18 protein-coding genes are annotated in these 23,128 nt (G+C 34.5%); 6 read left to right on the forward strand and 12 right to left on the reverse strand.

Annotated elements, in window-relative coordinates:
- Positions 1 to 30 precede the first annotated feature (30 nt).
- The 3 genes from MR053_RS07095 to mqo all read left to right on the forward strand — a co-directional run bounded on the left by MR053_RS07095 (position 31) and on the right by mqo (position 5,290).
- Complete coding sequence (locus tag MR053_RS07095; protein ID WP_242131745.1) at positions 31 to 2,298, forward strand: aconitate hydratase; 2,268 nt, start codon at positions 31 to 33, stop codon at positions 2,296 to 2,298.
- Positions 2,299 to 2,378: 80 nt separating this feature from the next.
- On the forward strand, positions 2,379 to 3,152 hold the full coding sequence (mazG, locus tag MR053_RS07100; protein WP_242131746.1) for a nucleoside triphosphate pyrophosphohydrolase: 774 nt from the start codon (positions 2,379 to 2,381) through the stop codon (positions 3,150 to 3,152).
- A gap of 782 nt (positions 3,153 to 3,934) precedes the next feature.
- A complete protein-coding gene (mqo, locus tag MR053_RS07105) occupies positions 3,935 to 5,290 on the forward strand; it encodes a malate dehydrogenase (quinone) (RefSeq protein WP_242131747.1) in 1,356 nt (451 codons plus the stop codon).
- A gap of 69 nt (positions 5,291 to 5,359) precedes the next feature.
- Here the strand turns inward: mqo and MR053_RS07110 are convergent, their stop codons facing one another.
- The 11 genes from MR053_RS07110 to MR053_RS07160 all read right to left on the reverse strand — a co-directional run bounded on the left by MR053_RS07110 (position 5,360) and on the right by MR053_RS07160 (position 19,531).
- On the reverse strand, positions 5,360 to 7,393 hold the full coding sequence (locus MR053_RS07110; RefSeq protein ID WP_242131748.1) for a DUF349 domain-containing protein: 2,034 nt from the start codon (positions 7,391 to 7,393) through the stop codon (positions 5,360 to 5,362).
- 174 nt (positions 7,394 to 7,567) lie between these two features.
- Complete coding sequence (locus tag MR053_RS07115) at positions 7,568 to 8,308, reverse strand: shikimate dehydrogenase family protein (protein ID WP_242131749.1); 741 nt, start codon at positions 8,306 to 8,308, stop codon at positions 7,568 to 7,570.
- Positions 8,301 to 9,320, reverse strand: coding sequence for a DUF368 domain-containing protein (locus tag MR053_RS07120; RefSeq protein WP_242131750.1), 1,020 nt, complete (start codon positions 9,318 to 9,320; stop codon positions 8,301 to 8,303). Before MR053_RS07120 ends, MR053_RS07115 begins: the two co-directional genes overlap by 8 nt.
- Positions 9,321 to 10,241, reverse strand: a complete 921-nt coding sequence (locus MR053_RS07125) for a DUF368 domain-containing protein (RefSeq protein ID WP_242131751.1) — start codon at positions 10,239 to 10,241, stop codon at positions 9,321 to 9,323.
- Positions 10,242 to 10,293: 52 nt separating this feature from the next.
- Positions 10,294 to 11,682: a tetratricopeptide repeat protein gene (locus MR053_RS07130; RefSeq protein WP_242131752.1), complete on the reverse strand. Its 1,389-nt coding sequence runs from the start codon at positions 11,680 to 11,682 to the stop codon at positions 10,294 to 10,296.
- Positions 11,683 to 11,836: 154 nt separating this feature from the next.
- Positions 11,837 to 13,015, reverse strand: a complete 1,179-nt coding sequence (locus tag MR053_RS07135) for an aspartate aminotransferase family protein (RefSeq protein WP_242131753.1) — start codon at positions 13,013 to 13,015, stop codon at positions 11,837 to 11,839.
- 7 nt (positions 13,016 to 13,022) lie between these two features.
- A complete protein-coding gene (locus MR053_RS07140; RefSeq protein WP_242131754.1) occupies positions 13,023 to 14,801 on the reverse strand; it encodes an OstA-like protein in 1,779 nt (592 codons plus the stop codon).
- A 112-nt stretch (positions 14,802 to 14,913) separates the two neighbouring features.
- Positions 14,914 to 16,188, reverse strand: coding sequence for an adenylosuccinate synthase (locus MR053_RS07145; RefSeq protein WP_242131755.1), 1,275 nt, complete (start codon positions 16,186 to 16,188; stop codon positions 14,914 to 14,916).
- Between the two features lie 12 nt (positions 16,189 to 16,200).
- Entirely contained in the window at positions 16,201 to 16,653 is a 453-nt protein-coding gene (locus MR053_RS07150) for a Fur family transcriptional regulator (RefSeq protein WP_242131756.1), read from the reverse strand.
- Positions 16,654 to 16,679: 26 nt separating this feature from the next.
- Complete coding sequence (locus tag MR053_RS07155; protein WP_242131798.1) at positions 16,680 to 18,899, reverse strand: RelA/SpoT family protein; 2,220 nt, start codon at positions 18,897 to 18,899, stop codon at positions 16,680 to 16,682.
- Between the two features lie 50 nt (positions 18,900 to 18,949).
- On the reverse strand, positions 18,950 to 19,531 hold the full coding sequence (locus MR053_RS07160) for a non-canonical purine NTP diphosphatase (RefSeq protein ID WP_242131799.1): 582 nt from the start codon (positions 19,529 to 19,531) through the stop codon (positions 18,950 to 18,952).
- A gap of 129 nt (positions 19,532 to 19,660) precedes the next feature.
- Here MR053_RS07160 and MR053_RS07165 point away from each other — a divergent pair, with 129 nt between their 5' ends.
- Both MR053_RS07165 and hpf read left to right on the forward strand, forming a co-directional pair.
- Positions 19,661 to 21,217, forward strand: a complete 1,557-nt coding sequence (locus MR053_RS07165; RefSeq protein WP_242131757.1) for a tetratricopeptide repeat protein — start codon at positions 19,661 to 19,663, stop codon at positions 21,215 to 21,217.
- 123 nt (positions 21,218 to 21,340) lie between these two features.
- Positions 21,341 to 21,640 (forward strand): ribosome hibernation-promoting factor, HPF/YfiA family, encoded by a 300-nt coding sequence (gene hpf, locus MR053_RS07170; RefSeq protein ID WP_242131758.1) that lies wholly within the window; start codon positions 21,341 to 21,343, stop codon positions 21,638 to 21,640.
- Here hpf and rlmH read toward each other — a convergent pair.
- Positions 21,637 to 22,110, reverse strand: a complete 474-nt coding sequence (gene rlmH, locus MR053_RS07175) for a 23S rRNA (pseudouridine(1915)-N(3))-methyltransferase RlmH (protein WP_242131759.1) — start codon at positions 22,108 to 22,110, stop codon at positions 21,637 to 21,639. The two genes, hpf and rlmH, sit on opposite strands and share 4 nt — an antisense overlap.
- A gap of 113 nt (positions 22,111 to 22,223) precedes the next feature.
- Here rlmH and nadC point away from each other — a divergent pair, with 113 nt between their 5' ends.
- Complete coding sequence (gene nadC / locus MR053_RS07180) at positions 22,224 to 23,084, forward strand: carboxylating nicotinate-nucleotide diphosphorylase (protein WP_242131760.1); 861 nt, start codon at positions 22,224 to 22,226, stop codon at positions 23,082 to 23,084.
- Positions 23,085 to 23,128 lie beyond the last annotated feature (44 nt).

Below are 23,128 nucleotides of genomic sequence, written 5' to 3' on the forward strand. Positions count from 1 at the left end.
CTTAAAAAATCTAATAAATAAATTAAGGATATGGCATTTGACATAGATATGATTAAGGGTGTTTACGAACGAATGGCCGAACGTATAGATAAAGCCCGAGAAGTGGTTGGTAAACCATTAACACTTTCAGAAAAGATTTTATATAATCATTTGTGGGATGGAGTTCCTACTAAGGCTTTTGTAAGAGGAAATGATTATGTTGATTTTGCACCCGACAGAATTGCTTGTCAAGATGCTACAGCCCAAATGGCCTTGCTTCAGTTTATGCAAGCAGGTAAAAGCAAGGTTGCGGTACCTACCACAGTACATTGTGATCACTTAATACAAGCGAAAGAAGGTGCTGCTGTTGATTTAAAGCATGCCAATAATGTAAGTAGTGAAGTTTTTAACTTTTTAGAGTCTGTTTCTAACAAATATGGTATTGGATTTTGGAAACCAGGTGCTGGAATTATCCATCAGGTTGTTTTAGAGAACTATGCATTTCCAGGAGGTATGATGATAGGGACCGATTCCCATACGGTTAATGCCGGTGGATTGGGTATGGTAGCTATTGGTGTAGGTGGAGCCGATGCTGTAGATGTTATGGCCGGTATGGCATGGGAGCTTAAGTTTCCAAAGCTTATAGGAGTTAAATTAACAGGTAAGCTTTCTGGTTGGACAGCACCTAAGGATGTTATTCTTAAAGTTGCTGAAATCCTTACTGTAAAAGGAGGAACGGGAGCCATTGTTGAGTATTTTGGTTCAGGCGCTACTGCAATGTCATGCACAGGAAAAGGAACCATTTGTAATATGGGTGCAGAAATTGGAGCAACAACTTCTACTTTTGGTTACGACGAATCCATGGAGCGTTATTTGAGAGCAACTGATAGAGCTGATGTTGCTGATGCTGCCAATAAGGTGAAAAATTATTTAACTGCAGACGCAGAGGTTTATGCTAATCCAGAACAGTTTTTTGATCAAGTTATTGAAATCAATTTATCAGAATTAAATCCGTTATTAAATGGACCGTTCACACCAGACTTGTCTACACCAGTAGGTACAGCCATGACAGAAAAGGCTAAAGCCAATGATTGGCCGATTAAAGTAGAATGGGGACTAATAGGATCTTGTACCAACTCATCTTACGAAGATTTATCCAGAGCATCTTCTATTGCACAGCAAGCACTCGATAAAGGTTTAAAAACTAAAGCTGAGTTTGGAATTAACCCAGGTTCAGAACAAGTGCGATATACTGCAGAACGTGATGGTATTCTAGAGGTATTTGAAAAATTAGATGCTAAAATTTTTACTAATGCTTGTGGACCATGCATTGGACAATGGGCAAGATACAGTGATCCAAAGAATGCACCAAAAAATAGCATCGTACATTCATTTAACAGGAACTTTGCCAAGCGTGCAGACGGTAACCCTAATACCCATGCTTTTGTAGCATCACCAGAATTAACGGCAGCTATTGCTATTGCAGGGCGATTGGATTTTAATCCGTTAACTGATAAGCTGATTAATGAAAATGGTGAAGAAGTGATGTTGGATGAGCCAACAGGATGGGAATTACCTCCAAAAGGGTTCGCTGTTGAAGATAGCGGTTATTTAGCTCCTGTTGAAGATGGAAGTGGGGTTCAGGTTATCGTTGATGAGAATTCTGAACGTTTGCAGCTGCTAACGCCTTTTGAACCAATTGGCGATACCATTGTTGGGGCAAAATTATTGATTAAGGCAAAAGGGAAGTGTACTACAGACCATATTAGTATGGCTGGTCCTTGGTTACGTTTTAGAGGACATTTGGATAATATTGCCAATAACACCTTTATAGGTGCTGTAAATGCCTTTAACGATAAAACCAATTTTGTTAAAAATCAATTAACAGGAGAGTATGTAGGTGTGCCAGATGCTCAACGAGAGTATAAAAAAGCAGGTATTAAAACTGTGGTAGTAGGAGACCATAACTACGGTGAAGGATCTTCGCGTGAGCATGCGGCTATGCAACCAAGACATTTGGGTGTTGCTGCGGTAATTGTGAAGTCATTTGCTCGTATACATGAAACCAATTTGAAAAAACAAGGTATGTTAGGTTTAACATTCGCCAATGAAAGTGACTATGATTTAATTCAAGAGGATGATACCTTCAACTTTTTGGACCTGAATGAATTTGCACCTAATAAACCGTTGACCATTGAGGTGGTACATGCCGATGGAAGTAAAGCTATTGTAGAAGCAAACCACACCTATAACAATGCACAAATTGAATGGTTTAAGGCAGGGTCAGCTTTAAATTTAATTAAAGAGCAAAACGCTTAATAAAATTAGCTATTTTAGAGTATATTTAGACCTGTTAGGTGTTTGACGCTTAGCAGGTCTTTTCTTTTTAAAAAATTTTTATGAATACCAGAGATCAACAGCTTAAATCATTTAACAGGTTATTAACCATAATGGATGAGTTACGTGAACAATGCCCGTGGGATAAAAAGCAAACCATGGAAAGCTTACGGCATTTAACTATAGAGGAAACCTACGAACTGGGTGATGCTATATTGGACAATGATTTGGGTGAAATAAAAAAAGAGTTGGGAGACCTACTACTACATATTGTTTTTTATGCTAAAATAGGTAGCGAAACTCAGGATTTTGATATTGCCGATGTTTGTAATGGTATTTGCGATAAGTTAATCGATAGACACCCCCATATTTATGGTGATATAGAAGTGAAAGATGAAGAGGATGTAAAGCGTAATTGGGAAAAGCTCAAACTAAAAGAAGGTAAAACCAGTGTATTGGAAGGTGTTCCTAAAAGTTTACCAGCATTGGTAAAAGCTAATAGAATTCAGGATAAAGTAGCAGGCGTTGGTTTCGATTGGGAAGCCCCTAACCAAGTTTGGGAAAAGGTAGAAGAAGAGCTTAACGAATTTAAGGCCGAGGTTAAATCTGGTAACAAGGATGCCATTGAAAATGAATTTGGGGATGTCTTGTTCTCTATGGTTAATTATGCTCGATTTTTAAATATTAATCCAGAAAACGCCTTAGAACGTACAAATAAAAAGTTTTCTAAACGTTTTCAATATCTGGAAAGTAAGGCGAAAAGTTTAAACAAGCCTTTAAAAGAGATGACCTTGGCAGAAATGGATGTGTTTTGGGAAGAAGCTAAGGCTCTTTAATAAATTAAGTACAAACCGTAGTTAGTATTAAATTGCAAATGAAGAAAAAAATATCTTCCGATTTTACAATAATCTTTCAGATGGTTGGAATTATTAAGTTAATTACTCTATCAATAATATTCTTGGTTTCGTTATTGCTATTCGACTTCAAAACCAAAATAATATTTGCGAGTTGTTGGATTGTGTTTTATTGTTTTTTTAGACTAATGGGAATAAGCAAGCTAAAAACGGTTTACTGGAATGAAAATTCAATATCGATTGGTAGTTTTAATTCGAATCAAAATATTCTATTTTCAGACATTATTAGTATTAAACGGACTTTTCTTTTTGATGACTTTCCATTTAAATTAAAATATACTGAATCTGGAAAAATAAAGGATTTATATTTTCTTCCAAAAAGTAAAATCTTTCAAGATTTTATGAGCAAAAATGAACTGATTGAAAAACTAATAAAAGAAATAAAAAAATCTAATGCTAACAAAGTGTAAAAATATTTGTTTGTTTCGTTATATTTGGAAAATACTCACAAATTTACTGTTTTGAATTTAGGTGAAAAGCCTAATATATTAGTTGAAGCATGTCACCCACAAACAAGTTGGCCCTTAAAACATCTTTCATGTCTTCAAAAAAATAAGTTTTAATAGAAACCATTATCTTTTTTTCAGAGGACGTTTATTTTAATTACGTTTTTGGCAATTTTTTAAAAATGGAGCAATCCATAATTTAAAGCATTGTAATAAACATATATCTTTGCGGGCGATTTTAAAACACATCTTTTTAAAATGCCTAATACAACCATAAAACATTCTGACTTTGTATTGATAGGAGGGGGCATCATGAGTGCCACACTAGCTATTTTACTTTTTGAAAAGTTTCCCAAAAAAACAATTACCATCATTGAAAAATTGCCTAAGATGGCTGAAGAAAGTTCTGAAGCTTGGAATAATGCTGGGACAGGTCATGCAGGCAATTGTGAACTAAACTATACTCCGGAAAGAAAAGGTGAAATTGATGTTAAGAAAGCTATTGAAATTTCGGAACAGTTTAACGAAACCCTAAATTTCTGGAAATACTGTGCAGGTAAAGGCTATATTAAAAATTTATCTAAATGCATCAACGAAGTACCCCATGTGAGTTTTGTTCAAGGTAAAAAGAACATGGCCTTTTTAGAAAAACGTTGGCGTATCTTAAAAGAATATCCTCATTTTAAGGACTTGGCATTTTCTGACAATAAAGATGAGATCAAAGAGTGGTTACCGTTAATGATGGAAGGAAGAGCGGATAAAGAAGACATTGCTGCTACTTACTTCAACAAAGGCTATGATATTAATTTCGGCGAAATCGCTGACCAGATCTTCCGTTTTCTAGGAAATCAAAATAATGTGCAATTACTGAATAATGGAAATGTTTATAATCTTCAACAAACAAATAATAAGCGTTGGCTAACTACGGTAAAAGGACAATATATTGGTAAACACTGGAAAATTGTTTCCAATTATGTGTTTATTGGTGCTGGTGGAGGTACATTACCGTTATTGGAAAAAGCTAATATTAAAGAGTCCAAGGGCTATGGAGGGTTTCCTATAAGTGGCCTGTGGTTGCGTTGTACCAATCCAGATATTATTGAAAGGCATTATGCCAAGGCCTATGGCAAGGCAAAACGTGGTGCGCCTCCCATGTCCGTACCGCATATGGATACCAGAGTTATTAATGGACGTAAAGAATTGTTATTTGGACCGTTTGCAGGATTTACGACTAAGTTTTTAAAGCATGGCTCTATGTTCGATCTACCTAGATCGGTTGAATTTGATAATATCATGAGTCTTTTGGGTGCCGGCTATCAAAATTTACCATTGGTAAAATACTTAATTAAGCAAGTACGGTTAACTTTTAAGGATAGAATGGATATGCTTAGGGAATTATACCCAAATGCTGATAATGATGATTGGAAAATAGTAGTTGCTGGGCAGCGCGTCCAGATTATCAAGCGGAACAAAAAAGGTTATGGTAGGCTGGAATTTGGCACCGAAATTATCGTTTCCCAAGATAAAACTATAGCAGCTTTATTAGGGGCATCGCCTGGAGCTTCAACTTCTTATGCGGTAATGAAGGCTGTATTGGAAAAGAGCTTTAATTAAAAACACCTCTATTTTTTTTTAAAAAATAGAGGTGTTTTGTCATTTTTATAAGCTTCATCATTCAGGTTTTTAATAAAGCTCCTTAATTTTTTTGAGTTTTTTCTTCCATAGTTTTAGAGCATCCTTGTGGTTTTTAATATTACTGTGAACCTCTTTTACCAATGGGTTGTCATCATCAACATTTGTAAAAAACAGTAAGTTGTTTTCCAACTGATTAATTTGTCCCTTAATTTCATCTATTTTTTTACTTATAAAGGCACGTTCGTTATCTAAATGTTTCGAGTCTTCTTCATTATTTAATTGTTCCAGCTTGTTTTCGAACTTAATCATTTCTATTTCGTTCTGGTCCATTTTTAAACTCAAAAATAACCCGTCCAATACCTTATGGAATTTGCCTTCAATATAACGTTTATCGTAAGGAACCCTACCTATTTCCTTCCAATTAGAGATTTGTTTGTTAATAGTTTCTAAATCCTTGGTTTTATCTCCGCTCAGTTCTATTTTTCGAATAGAATCGAGCATTTCTTGTTTTTTGTTGAAAGCTTCCAACTCCTGTTTGTTAGAAGCATTTCTATTAGCATGTATTCTGTCAAAATAATGGTTGCAGGCAGCTTTAAAGCGTTTCCATATTTTGTCACTGTCCTTACGGGGAACATGGCCTATTTTCTTCCAGTCGCTCTGAATCTTTTTCATTAAAGGTGTAACCGATTCGAAATCTTCACTGTCTTTGTTGTCCTCTGCTATTTTTATAAGGTCTAATTTTTTATGAAGATTGTTGTATTGCTCTTTTTTTAGATCTTTATAGAAGGCATTTTTTTTCCTGTTAAATTCCCTTACAGCTTCTTTAAATTTAGACCAAGTAGCCTCATTAACTTTTAAAGGTACTTTGCCTGCGTTAAAAAATGCATCTCGCAAGGTTTCAATTTCTTTAATTTTTTTCTGCCAGCCATTATGGGAATTTGTGTTTTCTTGTGCGATGTCATTAATATTAGCTATAATCCGCTCCTTTACTTCAAGGTTTTTTTCATAGACCTTATCTATCTCTTTAAAATAGAGTTGCCTTTTATCGTTAATTTGTTTTGTAGCTGTTTTAAATCGCTCCCAAATGGTTTCACGATGTTCTTTAGCTACGGGGCCTAATTCTTCTTTCCACATTTTATGAAGCTCCTGAAGTTCCCTGAAAGCATGTAAAACATCATTTTCTTGAGCCAATTCTTCGGCACGCTCAATAATAATTAGTTTTTTTTCAAGATTGTGCTTAAAGTCTAAATCGCGCAGGTCTCTATTTAGATGTAAAAAATCGTAGAACATTTCTACATGGTGGTGGTAGCTGTTCCATGCATTATTATATTTGTCTCTTGGTATAGGACCAGTATTGCGCCACCGTTCTTGCAATTCCTTGAAATGCTTATATGTGGTATTTATGTTTTCCTCTATATTTATTAAACCTTTAAGTTCTTCTATGATCTCTAGCTTTTCAGCTAGGTTATCCTTTAAGGATTTTTCTAAATTTTTATAGTGTTCGTTTAGTTTATGCCGGTATTCTCTATAAGCTTGTTTGTATCTCTTTTGTACAGGTGAACTGTAATAAAAATCTATTTCGTGACCACCGTCATTAATGAACTCTGCCTTTTTTTCATCCATTAGGTCTTGAAACTTCGATTTGAATTCATTGTTTATATTTTGAACATGTGAGCGTATAGCCTGAACTTTTTCATTTTTTAAAAGTCGTTCAAGTTCAATGGCCAATGCCTCCAAAGACATTTTATCATATTCTTTATGCTCTATGGTGTGCCGATCCTTATTGCCTTCGTCTTCGGCATCTTCGGCATTGGAAGCTTCTATTTCATCTAAAACTTTATCGTCATTATTTTGTGTGTCACTATCACTAATCTCTGTTTTGGCTTCTTCTTGTTCTGAAGAAACTTCAATTTCTTCTAGATCTTTTTCTGGCTCTATTTGCGTTTTTGCTTCCTCTGTTTGAGAAGTTTCGGTATTTACAACACGAGTATCTGTAATCTCCTGACTACCAGTTTTAGTGTTGTTTTCTTTTTTTATTTCTTGTTCTCCTTCTGCTTTTTGCAGGTTATCAGTCTCAGACATTTTAAAAATGTTTAGGGTCGTTAAATAATTATTTTGAGTTGTTCTATAAAACTATTTTTTAATGAAAAATAGTTTTTCATTGTAAAAATTTTATAAAAAGAACAGGTATAAATATACTAACAACCTAAGGATTTACAAAGTAAAGCCTGGCTTAAGTCAATAAAAAGCAAGTTTTTAATATAAATTCCAGATAGACCAGGACTTTTCTGCTTGTAACTCCAGCATCCTTTGTCCGTTACAAATGGTAGCTCCATAAGCTTTTCCCTGTTTTAAAAAAGTAGTCTCTTCTGGATTGTAGATTAAGTCGTATAGAACATGTTTATCTGTAATGGCTTCGTAAGGGATATTTGGACAATCGTCTACATTAGGAAATGTCCCTAATGGTGTACAGTTAATAATGATTAAATGTTGTTTAATTATAGCCTCAGTCAAGTCACTATAGATGTATTTTACTTGTTTTGATGCGCTTCTGGAAACAAAATAGTAGGATATCCCCAGTTTTTTTAAACTATAGGCAATGGCTTTACTTGCACCTCCGGTACCTAAAATCAATGCCGATTTATGATTGGAACTTAATAAAGGAACTAGGGACTTTTCAAAACCATAACAATCTGTGTTATAACCAATCAGTTTGTTGTTTTTTGTAATTTTAATGGTGTTTACGGCGCCTATTTCTTCTGCTACTTCATCCATCTCGTCCAAAAAAGGAATTACTTCCTGTTTGTAGGGTATCGTAACATTCAAACCTCTTAAATGGGGAGTGTTTTTTATTATGTTAGGAAATAACTCAATGCGGCCTATATCAAAATTTTCATAAGTACAATTTTTAATACCTTCCCTTTCAAATTTATTCTTAAAGTATGTTCTTGAAAATGAATAAGCTATATGTCTCCCTAAAAGTCCCAGTTTATGCATTTTGCTTTCTTGTTTTTGCGCCATAAGCCTCTAAAGCTAGAACGATTAAAATCCCCAATAATATAAAAAATATGGCGTATAATGTTTCTTTATTTGGATCGGGGATGTATCGTTGGTAATTCTCAATAATTCTTTCTCCTGTTGAATCGTGCAGAAGTTGTCCGCTTTCATCATATTTATATATGGTTTCTTTCCATGGCCATACTACACCTAGCGAACCTATAATGAACCCAATAATTGTTGAAAGGGTAATTTTTTTATAATGTTTTAAAATATAACTTAAAACATGTGAAAATGTTACTAATCCAGTTATTGAGCCTAATGTAAATACGCCCAAAACTTTTAACATTTTTATACGTTGAGAGTTTTCTATAAACATAAAATCGCCCCTTAGTATTTCGTAAAAAGTATCATAAAGGGCGTTTACCGAATCGACCAAAAGCAAGACGTAATTACCCAATAAAATAAGAATAAATGACCCAGAAAATCCTGGAAGTGTCATGCCCGAGACACTAATGATACCACAAAAAAATACAAACCACAAATTATCATTTTCCATGGCTGGATTTAGAAAACTAATGCCCACCCCAAGAGTTATACCAATAGCTAGAAAAGTGTAGGTTTTATAATTCCAATCCCTAAAGTCTTTATTTATATAGTAAATAGAGCCCATAATCATTCCAAAAAAGACGCTCCAAACATATAATTCGTAATGAAAAATAAGATAATCCAATAGCTTTGATACACTAAAGTAGCTCACGATCATACCAAAGAAAAGCAAGCCTAAAAAACGACCGTTTATATAATTATAGCAGCTTTTAAACCTGCCATTTATAAGTAATAAAAAAGCCTTGCGGTTAATTTTTTGAAGTGAATAAATGAACTCTTCATAAAATCCAGCAACAAAAGCTACAACACCTCCAGAAACTCCAGGGACTTTATTGGCAGCTCCCATACCTAATCCTTTTAGGACCAGAAAAATTTTATCTGTAAGTGTTCTGGTGCTTTCCATTTATACTTTTTTGCTTCCTAACCTTTCTAATATAAAAATAGTTAAAAAACCAATAATCATTAAAAGCAAGGCAAATAGGATTTGATTATCACCATTAAAGAAAAATGGAGAGATACTCTTCTGCAATAAAGGGGTCTTAATACCTTTTGAATTGGTATACCATGTTAAGGTTTCCTTCCATGGCCAGACTTTGTTTAGAGATCCAAAAATAAACCCCGTCAATAGAGCTAATGTAATATTGTGATAGTGTTTAAAAAGCCATTTTAGGACATGGCTAAAACTTAAAAGACCTATAACAGCTCCTGCTGCAAAAACTAATATTTTTTTTATATCGAAATCGTGCAGTGCATCACTTAATGTTTTGTATGCTCCTAAAATAATAAGGATAAAAGAACCCGAAATGCCCGGTAAAATCATGGCACATATGGCTATTGCACCAGCCCAAAATAAAAACCATGAGTGTTCATTTGTAGTTAAGGACGATAATTGACTTACATAAATGGCAATTACAATTCCTATTATTAAAGCAACTAAAATAGGAAAGTTCCATTGTTGGATTTGTTTGCCAACAAAGTAAATACTAGCCAGAATAAGTCCAAAAAAGAAGGACCAAATTAAAATAGGGTGGTTTTCCAATAAATATTTCGCCAATCTCATAAAACTTACAAAACTTACGACAATACCAAGTAATAATGCTACTAAAAAATTGCCGTTTAACATTTTCCAAAATGGGACAAAGCCTTTTTTAATAAGCGTTTTAAAAAGGGACGGATTTACATTACTAATAGAGGTGATTAGTTCTTCGTAAATACCTGAAATAAAAGCAATGGTACCCCCTGAGACCCCTGGTACGGCATCGGCAGCACCCATGGCAATACCTTTAAGGGATATGACTATATAATCGAATAACCGTCTTTGCATACTTTCGTTTTAGCAAAAAAACCAAAGATATGTATTTTAATGTAACGATAGTTTACAGATTTGTTTTTAGCAGATTTTTAACTTGGGTTTTATCCGTTACTTCCGGAAAAAGTTCTTCTATTATAAAAGCATATTCTTTGTTGTAACGAAGTCCATTTTTAAGATGGAAAGAGCCTTTGTCGTTTTCATTTAAAGCAAAATATAAGCCCGCCAAGCGATATTCCAATTCGGCGTTTTCTGGATAAAATTCAACAGCCTGTTCAAAGTTATATACCGAGGCTTCCAGTTCACCTAATTTTATGAGTAAATCGCCTCTAGAAAGCCAAGTATTTAATTCATAATTACCAAGTTCTAAAGTTTTTTTATAGCCACGTTCGGCTTCTTCAAAAAAGTTTAAACGGTGGTTTATTTGTGCATATAACTTCCAATAGGTTACGTTTTCAGCATCGATATTTATAGCTTTATTGATATAATATAGTGCTTTTTGGTAATTTTTATTCTTGTTATAAAACTTTGTTATGGCTATCCAGCCTTTATCCAATAAAGGATCCTCATGCACCGTTTTGTAGTAGTACTGCACGGCAAGGTCATTATTACCTAATTTTTCGTAACAGTTGCCAATACGCAATAAGGCGAAGGATGTTGGATCATCGAGCTTAAGGGTAATATTATAATTTTCAATAGCTTCTTCGTAACGTTTCAGTTTTTCCAATACTTTTCCCCGCTCCAAATAAGCTCCAACAAAGGTATCATCGGAAATAATGGCAAAATCAAAAGCCGTTAAGGCCTTTCGGTATTTTTTTAGTACTAAATATTGTTTGCCCAATTGGTGCCAAGCGACCTCACAATATGGATTTTTATCCAGAAACATGTTTAGGTATTCTATGGCATCTTGGTTTTGGTTCAGGTAATCAAAACAGTAAATAATATTGTACAATGCAGAATAATCCTCTAGATCCTCTTCAAGGCACTTCATAAAGTAAGTTTTGGCACTTTCAAACTCATCTAAAAACAAATATTCCATACCTATTAAGGAATAGATGTCTATGGCATCATCGGTAAGCTCCAACGCTTTTTTAAGTACGCTTATAGCTTTTTGGTGATCGTCCTTTTTTGATAAAATATTGGCTTTTTGGATGTATATTTCTTCGTTGGTTGGGTCTAAAATGTATAGGGAGTTCAAGAGTTCATCTGCTTCAACCAATTTATCTTCAAAAACATAAATTTCAACCTTAAACAGTTTTAAGTTTATTGAGCTTGGATGTTGATTCAAACCTAATTTAATAGCTTTTTTAGCGAGAGCTATTTTACCATGATTAAGGTAGTGGTGGATGATGTTTTCAAACTCTTCCGAATCAAAAAACAATACATGGTTTGTTTTTAGCATCGATTCGAATTTTGATAAAGGTAAGTTGTTGTTGTCGTCTTGACTAAACTCCATAGGCACGATAGTATAGTTCTATGCTGAATAAATTTAAGGTTCTATTCTTTTTTTTGTACTGAATTGGGCAAATGTTTTTAACAAAGTAATGAACAGTTGTTTTTTTTGACTGGCAATAATGTCTTTTTTTGTTTGATTGTCAATAGTTTGAAGCTTACTTAATACTGCTTAAAATATCAATAATGATGCCACATCCCTTTGTAATTTCTTCATTTGAGATAGTTAAAGGTGGAGTAATACGAACGGCCTTGGGCTCGAAAAGTAGCCAAAAAAGGATGAGTCCGTGTTTTTGTGCTTCAATAATAAGTCGATCGGCAATCTCTTTTGAGGGTAAGACTAAAGCCAACATTAAACCAATACCTCTTATTTCTTTTATTAATGCATGTTTTAAGAGTTTTCTAATGAGCACTTCCTTTTCAAGAGCTAGCGGCATTAAGTCGCTATTAATGATTTCTTGTAGTGTAGCCAATGCTGAAGCGGCTATTACCGGATGTCCTCCAAAAGTGGTAATGTGTCCTAGTTTGGGTTGATCTTGTAATAAATCCATGAGGTCTTTCGATGCGGTAAAAGCTCCAATAGGCATACCTCCTCCCAGACCTTTACCAGTAACCAGAATATCTGGAATACAATTGTAATGCTCAAATCCAAATAATTTTCCGGTTCGTCCAACACCAGGTTGAATTTCATCCAGTATAAGCAATGTCCCCGTTTGATCACACTTTTTTCTAACAGCCTCTAAGTAACCATTTTTTGGTTCAATAAAGCCAGCACCACCTTGTATGGTTTCCAAAATAACACAAGCAGTATTTTGTGTAATGTATTCTAAATCAGTTTTATTATTGAATTCAATGAACCTTATATTTGGAATAAGTGGACGAAATGCTTGTTTGCGTTCTTCATAGCCCATAACACTCATAGACCCCATAGTATTACCGTGGTAAGCATTTTTAGCAGCGATAACTTCGCTTCTTTCGGTCGCACGTTTGGCTAATTTCATGGCACCTTCAATGGCTTCGGTTCCAGAATTAGTCAAATAAGTTTTTTCTAAAGTATTTGGTAGATGTTTGGCAAGTAGTTTGGTAAGCTCTACTGCTGGTTTTTGGACATATTCGCCATAAACCATAACATGCATATAACATTCTAGCTGGGTCTTAATAGCTTGAATAATCTTTGGGTGCCTGTGTCCTAACGGGCATGCCGAAACCCCTGCAACAAAATCTAAATGGGCTTTATTGTTACTGTCATAGATATAAGATCCGGATGCATGTGAAATTTCCATGCCTATAGGATGTGGTGTTGTCTGGGCTTGGTATTTAAAAAAATCCGTCTTCATTGCCTGTTTATTTAGGAACATTCTTGTAACCTACAGGTCTGGTTTTGTTCTTTACACGTTTAGGTAAGTTTCTAGAGGCCTTGCCTTCTTCTGAATTTGGGATAGATTCTTTGTCGGCGGTTTCAATGCGCTCCAGCATTTCTTTATCAAAAAAGTCTTCCTGAGGGATATAATCTTCCAATCCTTTTATTTTGGGCAATACCAAAGGAGGATCGTCTTTAAACAAATCTTCCACACTTAGAGGACGCTCTTCTTCGCGCCAATCGAAGCCTTTTAATAACTTTTCTTTGTCGGGAAATTCAGATTCAGGATATATTTTACCATCTATCTGATTTAACTTTTTAACTTCATCAATTTCCCTATTGGTTATAAAAATTTCAATACTCCCCGATTTGGACTTATCAATACCTACAAGTTCGTTGTTTTCATTTCGCATGTAGTATATGGATTGTGCATTCTTTAATATGTCAACATGGTATAATTCATTTTCATCGTTAAATAGTCCGATTAATTTTTTACCGTTAATTTGGTTGTAGCCTGCATCCAAAGAGTCTTTACTTATCACAAAAGCATTGTCGAACACAATAAGGGAGTCTATCTTTTCGGTTTCGGGATTTGACTTTAAATGAATAGTGTCGCCCGTAATCTGATTTTTAATATTCCAAAGTATGGGTTTCTGTTTAACGGAAAAGAGGTCGACATTTGAACCTTTTGAAATATTGATCATTTGGGTGAGTCCCGTGGCATGATTTACATGGATGGAATCGGCTTTGCCACTCATATTCGACTTGTACAACTTTACATTTTTAAAGGCTCTTGTAATGCGTTTTTCGGGTTTTCCGGTTACCATTAGCGTGTCTGCGTGAATATAGATGGAATCTTTTTCCTGAAGTGTTGAAACTAAGGCACGTTTGGTAATAAATACAGAATCTTTGGCCTTAAAAACTTCGGCATAATGGCCTGTAACGATACTTTTATTAATAGTGTCTGTTACCTTTATATGGTTTGTAGCCGAAGCAAAACTGGTATTGTTGTCAAAAAACAAACTATCGCCTTCAACAATACGGTTATCGTAATAAATTTTTGCTTTCTTAACGGCATAACCTGTTTTTAATTGGGTATCATAAAAGCCTTTTTCACAATAAGTTTCACTTTCGGGGGTTATTATGGTTGAAGGGCCATATAGATATGCTTCTTTAGTGTCTTCGTAGTAATCAAAAAAATTGGTCTTAATGGTCGATTCTTTATTGATCATAACCACACTGTCAATGAACTTGTATTTTTTTAGGTTCATATAATACCGGCCTATTTTACTGGTAATGGTTCCAGAGGTATCTTTAACAACCTTACCACCACTCCTGTAATAAGCCTGTTGCTTTATTCTGTCATAATAAAGCGTGTCTGTTTTAAGTTCAGAATCAGGAGTCTTTAAAATGACATCACCGCTGGCAAAGGCCAATTGGGATTTACCGCTATACTCCACATACTTTGCATTCATGATAATGGAATCACTTTCAATCATTTTCACATTGCCGTAGGCTTCAATAAAATTGTCATTTTTATACTGTATGGCTTTATCGCACCACATGGCTATACTTTCATGTGTTATATGTACTTGACCTTCATCATTACGCAAAATAACTTGGGCGCCAGGGTACTTGTCTTCGTTTTTAATTATGGCCCCTGCTTGTTGGATTTCAATTCTCTTTTTTTGTTGGGCTTCAGTGGAAAGAATAGAAAAGAAGCTAAATAAACAGTATATGGTAAGTTTGATTGATGTGTTCAAATTATGATAGTTTATAGCAAAAATAATGATAAAAATAATGTTTAAGAATAATGAAACAAAAAACGCTCCAAAATAAGTTTTTGAAGCGTTAAACCATTTAATTGTATAATAATTAATCCCTAAAAATAGTCTGTTTTCTATCTGGTCCTACCGAAACGATGGTGATTGGTATTCCGAGTTCTTTTTCTAAAAACGCAATATAATCATTAAGTTCCTGTGGTAACTGGGAGGCTTCAGATAGCTTAGTTAAGTCTTCTTTCCACCCCTTAAACTCTGTGTAAATAGGTTGAACGTTTTCGGGTTCAATATTATAAGGTAAGTGTTCAATAACATCACCTTTATAATTATAAGCTGTACAAACCTTTAGTGTTTCGAAACCAGATAATACATCACCTTTCATCATCATAAGCTGGGTAACACCATTAACTTGGCAGGCATATTTTAAGGCTACTAGGTCTAACCAACCACAACGTCTTGGACGCCCTGTAGTAGCACCAAATTCATGTCCAACACGGGCCATGGTAGCACCGTTTTCATCAAACAGTTCGGTAGGGAAGGGGCCTGAGCCTACACGGGTGGTGTATGCTTTAAAGATACCAAATACGTCGCCTATTTTATTTGGAGACACACCCAATCCGGTACATGCTCCTGCTGCTGTTGTATTACTGGAGGTTACAAATGGATAGGTTCCAAAATCGATATCTAAAAGAGAGCCTTGAGCGCCTTCGGCAAGAATGGTCTTTCCAGATTTTTGGGCCTGGTAAATATATTCTTCAGAGTCTATAAATGTTAATGATTTTAAAACCTCTACTGCCTTAAAGAATTCGAATTCCAACTCTTCTAAGTTATATTGAATGTCAACATTATAAAAGGCGATCATCGATTCGTGCTTATCAGCTAAAGCCCTGTAACGTTTTTTCCAATCACTGAGTTCCAAATCACCTACACGAATACCATTTCTACCGGTTTTATCCATGTAAGTTGGGCCAATTCCCTTTAGGGTTGAACCTATTTTAGCTTTTCCCTTAGAAGCTTCACTGGCTGCATCCAATAACCTATGTGTGGGTAAAATAATATGCGCTTTACGTGATATTAGTAGTGATTTTCTATAGTCGACATTCTGTGCTTCCAATTTATCCAATTCACCCTTAAAAATAACAGGGTCTATAACGACACCATTTCCAACTAAATTAATAGCATTGTCATGAAAAATACCTGAAGGAATGGTATGCAATACATGTTTTTTACCATTAAAGACTAAAGTATGCCCTGCATTTGGGCCACCTTGAAATCGTGCTATAATATTGTAGTTGGAAGTGAGTACATCAACAATTTTTCCTTTGCCCTCATCTCCCCATTGTAATCCTAGTAGTAAATCTACTGCCATTATAAAATTAAATTAATTGGTTGATTTTTTGTTTCCGTAAAAGTAAAGTGAGTGTGTATGAATTTCGATATCAAAAACTTCTTCTATTGTTTTTTTAATGGACTGAATTCTAGGGTCGCAGAATTCAATAACCTCTCCAGTATCGGTTAAAATAACGTGATCGTGTTGTTTGTCGAAATATGATTTTTCATAGTGCGCTTGGTTTTGGCCAAACTGATGTTTTCTAACCAAACCACACTCTAAAAGTAATTCAATGGTATTGTAAAGTGTAGCTCTTGAAACACGATATTTTTTATTCTTCATACTTAGGTACAAAGACTCTATATCGAAGTGTTCGTTATTATTATATATTTCCTGAAGTATAGCGTAACGCTCCGGTGTTTTTCGGTGACCGTTAGCTTCTAAAAAGCCGGTAAAGACATTTTTGACAATATCTTGATTTTTAGACTCGGAATTCGTACTCATAATTTTCGTGTCAAATTTACACTTTTTTATACTCTTTTAACCTTATCGATACCATTAATTTTTTTTAGTTTTTCTAACAATGTTTTTAACATACTATTGTTTTTTATAATGGCATTAATTCGACCTGAAAATATGCCGTCGTCACTTTCAAAATTAAGACTCTTCATATTAACATGCATATTTGAGGAAATTACCTGGGTAATTTCATTAACAAGGCCTAAATGGTCAATCCCGGACACTTCTATTTTTACCAGAAATTCCTGTTGTGAGGAGTCTATCCATTTAGCTTGAATGATGCGATATGCATAATTGGACTGTAAACTAAGGGCATTAGGACAATTTTTTTTATGGACTTTTATGCCTTCGGAAACGGTAAGAAAACCAAAAACTTCATCACCAGGTATTGGGTTACAGCAATTTGCTAATTTATAATCCAACTTTTCTTCTTCTTTGCCAAATACTAGTAGGTCATATTTTGCAGTAATTTCATCTCTTTCAATTTCCTCTTTGCTTATGGTAGGTTTTCGGGAAATTTTATTTTTAATATAGCTTACAAAGGCATTGCTTCGGGATGCTGCATACTCTTTTAACATCGAGTTGTCTATAGAACCTATGCCCACACGATAAAAAAGATCGAGACTGGTTTTAAGTTTAAAATGACGTACTAAATCATTAACGGTTTGTTCATTTAAATTAATTTTAAGTTGTCTTAGTTTTCGTCTTAAAATCTCCTTGCCTTCCTCCCCAATTATTTTTTTGTCTTCTTTTAAAGCCGATTTTATTTTACTACGTGCTCTAGCCGTAGTGGCATAATCTAGCCAGTTGGTAGTAGGTTTGGCTATTTCGGAGGTTAATATATCTACTTGATCACCGCTATGTAATATATGACTTAAAGGTACTAGTCTACCATTGACTTTAGCGCCTCGTGTTTTCATGCCTACTTCGGTATGAATGCTAAAGGCAAAGTCTAAAGCAGAAGCGCCTTTGGGTAATGACTTTAATTCTCCTTTTGGGGTAAATACAAATATTTCCTGAGCATATAAATTAAGTTTGAATTGTTCTACAAAATCAACTGCATTTAAATGAGGGTTTTCAAGCGCTTCCTGTAATCGGTTAATCCAACTTTCAAGGCTGTCCTCTTTTTCTCCAACTTGTTTATATTTGTAATGCGCTGCATATCCTTTTTCAGCGATTTCATTCATACGTTCACTACGAATTTGAACCTCTACCCATCTTCCTTTAGGTCCCATTACTGTTATATGAAGTGCTTCGTAACCTGTTGATTTTGGTGATGAAATCCAATCACGAAGTCTGGTAGGGTTAGGCCGAAAGTGATCGGTTACTATGGAATATATTTTCCAGGCTAAGAATTTTTCATTTATTTCATCACTGCTATAAATGATTCTAATAGCAAACTTGTCATAGACTTCATCAAAAGAAACCCCTTGTTTAACCATTTTCTTTCTAATGGAAAAAATGGATTTAGGCCTTCCTTTAATGGTGTAATCCATTTTTTCTTTGTCCAAAGAGTTTTTAATAACATCACTAAACTGTTCTATATATTTGTCTTGTTCTTCCTTGCTATCCTTTATTTTGTTTAAAATATCGTTATAAACTTCTGGTTCTGTGTATTTTAATCCAAGGTCTTCGAGTTCTGTTTTTATGTTATACAAACCTATTCTATGTGCTAATGGTGCATAAATATATAGTGTTTCAGAAGCAATTTTAACTTGTTTGTCTGGACGCATGGAATCCATAGTAAGCATATTGTGTAGTCGGTCTGCTATTTTTATAATAATTACCCTAACATCATCATTTAATGTTAATAGCATTTTTCTAAAATTTTCAGCCTGTAAAGAAACATCCATATCTTGTTCTTTACTAAGTGAAGATATTTTAGTAAGACCGTTTACAATTTTTGCAATGGTTTCACCAAATAGCTGTTCAATATCATTAATGGAATAATTTTCATTGTCTTCCACTACATCATGTAAAAGTGCAGAAGCTATTGAGGTAGCGTCTAATCCAATTTCTTGGGCTACAATCTTAGCAACAGCAATAGGATGAAAAATATATGCCTCTCCAGATTTTCTACGCTGATTCCTGTGGCCATCCAAAGCAACATCAAAAGCCTTACGGATAAGTTTTTTGTCATCTTTTGAAAGTGTACGATAGCTTACTTTAAGCAGTTCTTTGTAAGCTTTGGTAATGGCTAAATTCTCTTGTTCTATGGCTTCTTCGGTCATCATATATTAAAAATAGCATAAAGATAATTAACAGGCAACCTTTTTGTTTTTTAAATATGTGCTGAATTTAGAAAAGCAATGAGTTGTGAAATGGCTTTACCACGGTGACTAATCCTATTTTTAAGGGTTAAATCCATTTGGGCAAAGGTGTCATTATACCCTTTAGGTTTAAAAATAGGGTCATAACCAAATCCTTTTTCACCTTGTTTAGTAGGGGTGATTTCACCTTTACAAATTCCGGTAAAAATGTAGTTGCCATTATTTAAGTTTAATGAAATTACAGTTTTAAATTGTGCATTTCTATTATTGCGATTTTTTAAATTTAAAAGTAATTTATCCATATTATCATTATCGCTTCGATGTTCACCAGCATAGCGAGCAGAAAGTACCCCGGGAGCACCATTAAGCGATTCAACTTCCAAGCCCGTATCATCTGCAAAACAATCATAATTATAAGTGGTCTTTATATAATTGGCCTTCTGTTTGGCGTTATCTTCTATAGTATCTTGGGTTTCAGGTATATCTTCAAAGCAACCAATATCCTTTAAGCTTAATAGTTTGATATGTGGTGGAACCAAAGCTTGGACTTCCTTAATTTTATTCAAATTGTTAGTGGCGAAAACAAGTTTTATCAAAACAAACAGGTTTTAAGTGATTAGGCAACGTCAATAATCTTAACGTGCTGCTAATTTCCGATAAAAATTTTACGTATATTTAAAAACAGCAAGAATTCTGACGTCATAAATTTAAAACTATAACCAATGAAAAAATCAATTGTTGTCTTTGTATCCTTTATTTTAATGGTGTCCTGCAAAAAAAAGGAGGAACAGTCTGTTTACTTAGGAATCGTTGATTTTGAGGTTACTGGAAAGGTGCATGCTCTTCCTTTTTTTGAAAAAGGATTGTTGTTATTGCATAGTTTTGAATATAAAGATGCAAGGGAAGCTTTTGTTCAAGCCCAGGAAGCAGATCCTAATATGGCTATGGCTTATTGGGGTGAAGCGATGACCTATAATCATAGTCTTTGGAGGGAACAAGATTATCAAGACGGTATTGAAGCTATAAATAAATTGGAACAAATAGATACTTCAGGATTAAATCCTGTGGAAATGGACTTATTAGAAGCCATAAAGATTCTATATAAGCCTAAAACTCCAAAGGATGAACGGGATAAAAGTTATATGGAGTTTATGAAGGCACTGTATGTTAAATATCCAAATCAAAATGAAGTGGCCGCTTTTTATTCTCTATCTCTATTGGGGTCTGTTACAGAAGGAAGAAATGATTCTATTTATGGAGAGGGCGCTTTGGTAGCCAATAAGGTTTTAAAAAATAATGCCAAACATCCAGGGGCACTGCATTATCTAATTCATTCCTACGATGACCCTAAACATGCCCATCTTGCACTTGAAGCAGCAGATTCTTATGCAAAAGTAGCGCCAGATGCTAGTCATGCCTTGCACATGCCATCTCATATTTATGTGGCTTTAGGAATGTGGGATAAAGTAGTTGCCTCTAATATAGATTCTTATGGGGCAAGCCTAAAAAGAATGGAAGATAAAGGTTTGGATAATGATGCAAGGGGGTACCACGCTTACCATTGGTTGCAGTATGGGTATTTACAAAAAGGACAAATTGATGAGGCTGAAAAAATGGTTTGGGATATGCAAAAGTTTTGTAATGAAAAACCATCGAAACGGGCAAGAGTGCATCTCTTGTTCTTAAAAGGAACTTTTCTTGCAGAGACAGATCTTTGGAGTCATCCTATAGCAAATGTAGGTATAGATGTTTCAGGAGCAAATATTTCGATTAAGGCTCAAAATTATTTTATTGAAGGAATGAAAGCTTTTAAAAATAAGGATGAAGAAGCATTAATTAAGAATATTGATGATCTTGAAGATGAAATAAATAAGGAATCACTTTTGGTCGATAATATTGGTAAAGGAGGAAGTTTATGCGCCTCATCAGATAGATCGTTACCTAATAGACAGGATGTGAAGAGGGCTGAAACCGTGAAAGTTCAATTGTTGGGGTTGAAAGCATGGCTTAAGGAGGATTTAGACAAGACTGAGCATTTTTTGAAAGAATCTGTTGAACTTGAAGAAAGTTTGACCTATAGTTATGGGCCTCCAGATATTATTGTCCCAACAAAAGAATTATTCGCTAAATTTTTAATTTCACAAAACAGATCAGAAGAAGCGATTGCTTATTATAAAGAAGCATTGGAAAGAGGGACTAAAAGGTTAATTCCGTTAAGGGCAATAGCCGAAATCTCAAGTGCAAAAGGAAAAGCTGTACCAATAGTGGATAAAATTTAAATAGCTAAATGCCTTAGGTTCTTTATGATATGATTTTTATCTCTTTTTTATGATTTTTGTTAGAGGCCCCTTTTTTTAATTTTACTATTTTAGAGTATTGTTTAATGGATTAAAAATAGAATTATGACAATTAACATTCAATATGTTCATATGCTAACCAGTGAGGCCATGAACGCTTATGTAACCGGGAAATTAAATAAACTTAACCAAAAATATGATTGGATTATCAATGCCGAGGTCCATTTTGAGATTGAACATAATGCCAAGGAAAATGGAAAGATATGTAAAATTGAATTGAGTGCCCCAGGTCCTAGGTTATTTGCAACGTCGAGTGAAAATACCTTTGAAAATGCTGTTAAAAAGACCCTTAAGGATTTGGAGGTACAGTTAAAAAAGAGAAAACAAACTTTTGTTAAGCACTAACGGTGGTGGTAGGGTTCGTTTCTAAGTATAGTAAACCCCCGATACAGTTGTTCAGTAAAGAAAAGCCTTATCATTTGATGTGAAAATGTCATTTTGGATAAGGCTATTTTTTCGTTCGCTCTATGATGAACTTCCTGTGAAAAGCCATAAGGTCCTCCTATAACAAAAACAAGTTGTTTTATCCCGGAATTCATATGTTTTTGGAGGTGTTTTGAAAATGCAATAGAGGTAAATTGTTGTCCGTTTTCATCCAATAATACTAAAACATCTGAACTTGATAAGTTATTTAAAATAAGTTTACCTTCCTTTTCTTTTTGTTGTTCTTCATTTAAATTTTTGACTTTTTTTATGTCGGGGATGATTTGAAAGGAAAATTTTATGTAGAACCTGAGACGTTTTTTGTAATCTTCAATTAAAGAGACAAGTTGTGCGTTGTCTGTTTTTCCAATGGCCAAAAGTTTAATAGTCATAATGTAAAATTAAGATGAACGACGGATTTTATCTTAATAAAAATTAAAATTTGGTAAATGTAAAATATTATTTCGCCAATCAATTTATTATTTTAGCATCAAACTTTTAAATAATGATTACACAAGAATATTTTGATTCAGAAGTAAGACGCATAATTGCTGCAGCCATAAGTGAAGATGTTGGAGATGGTGACCATAGTTCACTGGCATGTATTCCAGAAAATGCTAGAGGTAAAGCTAAGCTATTGGTGAAAGATAAAGGGATAATAGGAGGGGTTAATTTTGCAAAAAAAGTTTTTGCCTATATAGACAAAAGTTTGAGGATAGATGTGCTTATTGAAGATGGTACCGAGGTGACCTTTGGAGATATTGTAATGTATGTGGAGGGCCCATCGCAATCTATATTAAAGGCTGAGCGTACAGTTTTAAATGCCATGCAGCGTATGAGTGCCATTGCAACAAAAACAAGACTTTATGTTGACTTGGTAAAGGGTACCAAAACAAAAATTTTGGATACCAGAAAAACGACTCCCGGTATTAGAGTTTTGGAGAAATGGGCTGTGAAAATTGGAGGTGGTGAAAATCACAGGTTTGCTTTGTACGATATGATTATGCTAAAGGATAACCATATTGATTTTGCTGGAGGAATTACCAAAGCTATTGAAACTACCAAACAATATTTAAGGGAGACTGGAAAGGACCTGCAGATTATGGTAGAGGCAAGAAATTTGGTAGAGGTAGAGGAAATATTGAGAAATGATGGTGTTTATAGAATTTTGTTGGATAATTTTGACTATGAAGATACGCGTAAGGCCGTAAAATTAATAGGAGATAAATGTCTTATTGAATCTTCGGGTAATATTAATGAAACAACTATTAGGCATTATGCTGAATGTGGTGTAAATTATATATCCTGTGGTGCTTTAACACATTCGGTCCACAATATGGATTTAAGCTTAAAGGCAGTTAATTAATTGCCTTTTCAAATTTTTTGGCTGTTTTTGTATAAATAACTTGT

Origin of the sequence: Aestuariivivens marinum (genome assembly GCF_022662175.1) — a bacterium.
In the GTDB taxonomy this organism is placed as follows: domain Bacteria; phylum Bacteroidota; class Bacteroidia; order Flavobacteriales; family Flavobacteriaceae; genus Aestuariivivens; species Aestuariivivens marinum.

Excerpts from the sequence above, each read along its gene's own strand:
- MR053_RS07095 (WP_242131745.1), top strand. The coding sequence starts at position 31 with ATGGCATTTGACATAGATATGATTAAGGGTGTTTACGAACGAATGGCC.
- mazG (WP_242131746.1), top strand. The coding sequence starts at position 2,379 with ATGAATACCAGAGATCAACAGCTTAAATCATTTAACAGGTTATTAACC.
- mqo (WP_242131747.1), top strand. The coding sequence starts at position 3,935 with ATGCCTAATACAACCATAAAACATTCTGACTTTGTATTGATAGGAGGG.
- MR053_RS07110 (WP_242131748.1), bottom strand. The coding sequence starts at position 7,393 with ATGTCTGAGACTGATAACCTGCAAAAAGCAGAAGGAGAACAAGAAATA.
- MR053_RS07115 (WP_242131749.1), bottom strand. The coding sequence starts at position 8,308 with ATGCATAAACTGGGACTTTTAGGGAGACATATAGCTTATTCATTTTCA.
- MR053_RS07120 (WP_242131750.1), bottom strand. The coding sequence starts at position 9,320 with ATGGAAAGCACCAGAACACTTACAGATAAAATTTTTCTGGTCCTAAAA.
- MR053_RS07125 (WP_242131751.1), bottom strand. The coding sequence starts at position 10,241 with ATGCAAAGACGGTTATTCGATTATATAGTCATATCCCTTAAAGGTATT.
- MR053_RS07130 (WP_242131752.1), bottom strand. The coding sequence starts at position 11,682 with ATGGAGTTTAGTCAAGACGACAACAACAACTTACCTTTATCAAAATTC.
- MR053_RS07135 (WP_242131753.1), bottom strand. The coding sequence starts at position 13,015 with ATGAAGACGGATTTTTTTAAATACCAAGCCCAGACAACACCACATCCT.
- MR053_RS07145 (WP_242131755.1), bottom strand. The coding sequence starts at position 16,188 with ATGGCAGTAGATTTACTACTAGGATTACAATGGGGAGATGAGGGCAAA.
- MR053_RS07150 (WP_242131756.1), bottom strand. The coding sequence starts at position 16,653 with ATGAGTACGAATTCCGAGTCTAAAAATCAAGATATTGTCAAAAATGTC.
- MR053_RS07155 (WP_242131798.1), bottom strand. The coding sequence starts at position 18,899 with ATGACCGAAGAAGCCATAGAACAAGAGAATTTAGCCATTACCAAAGCT.
- MR053_RS07165 (WP_242131757.1), top strand. The coding sequence starts at position 19,661 with ATGAAAAAATCAATTGTTGTCTTTGTATCCTTTATTTTAATGGTGTCC.
- hpf (WP_242131758.1), top strand. The coding sequence starts at position 21,341 with ATGACAATTAACATTCAATATGTTCATATGCTAACCAGTGAGGCCATG.
- rlmH (WP_242131759.1), bottom strand. The coding sequence starts at position 22,110 with ATGACTATTAAACTTTTGGCCATTGGAAAAACAGACAACGCACAACTT.
- nadC (WP_242131760.1), top strand. The coding sequence starts at position 22,224 with ATGATTACACAAGAATATTTTGATTCAGAAGTAAGACGCATAATTGCT.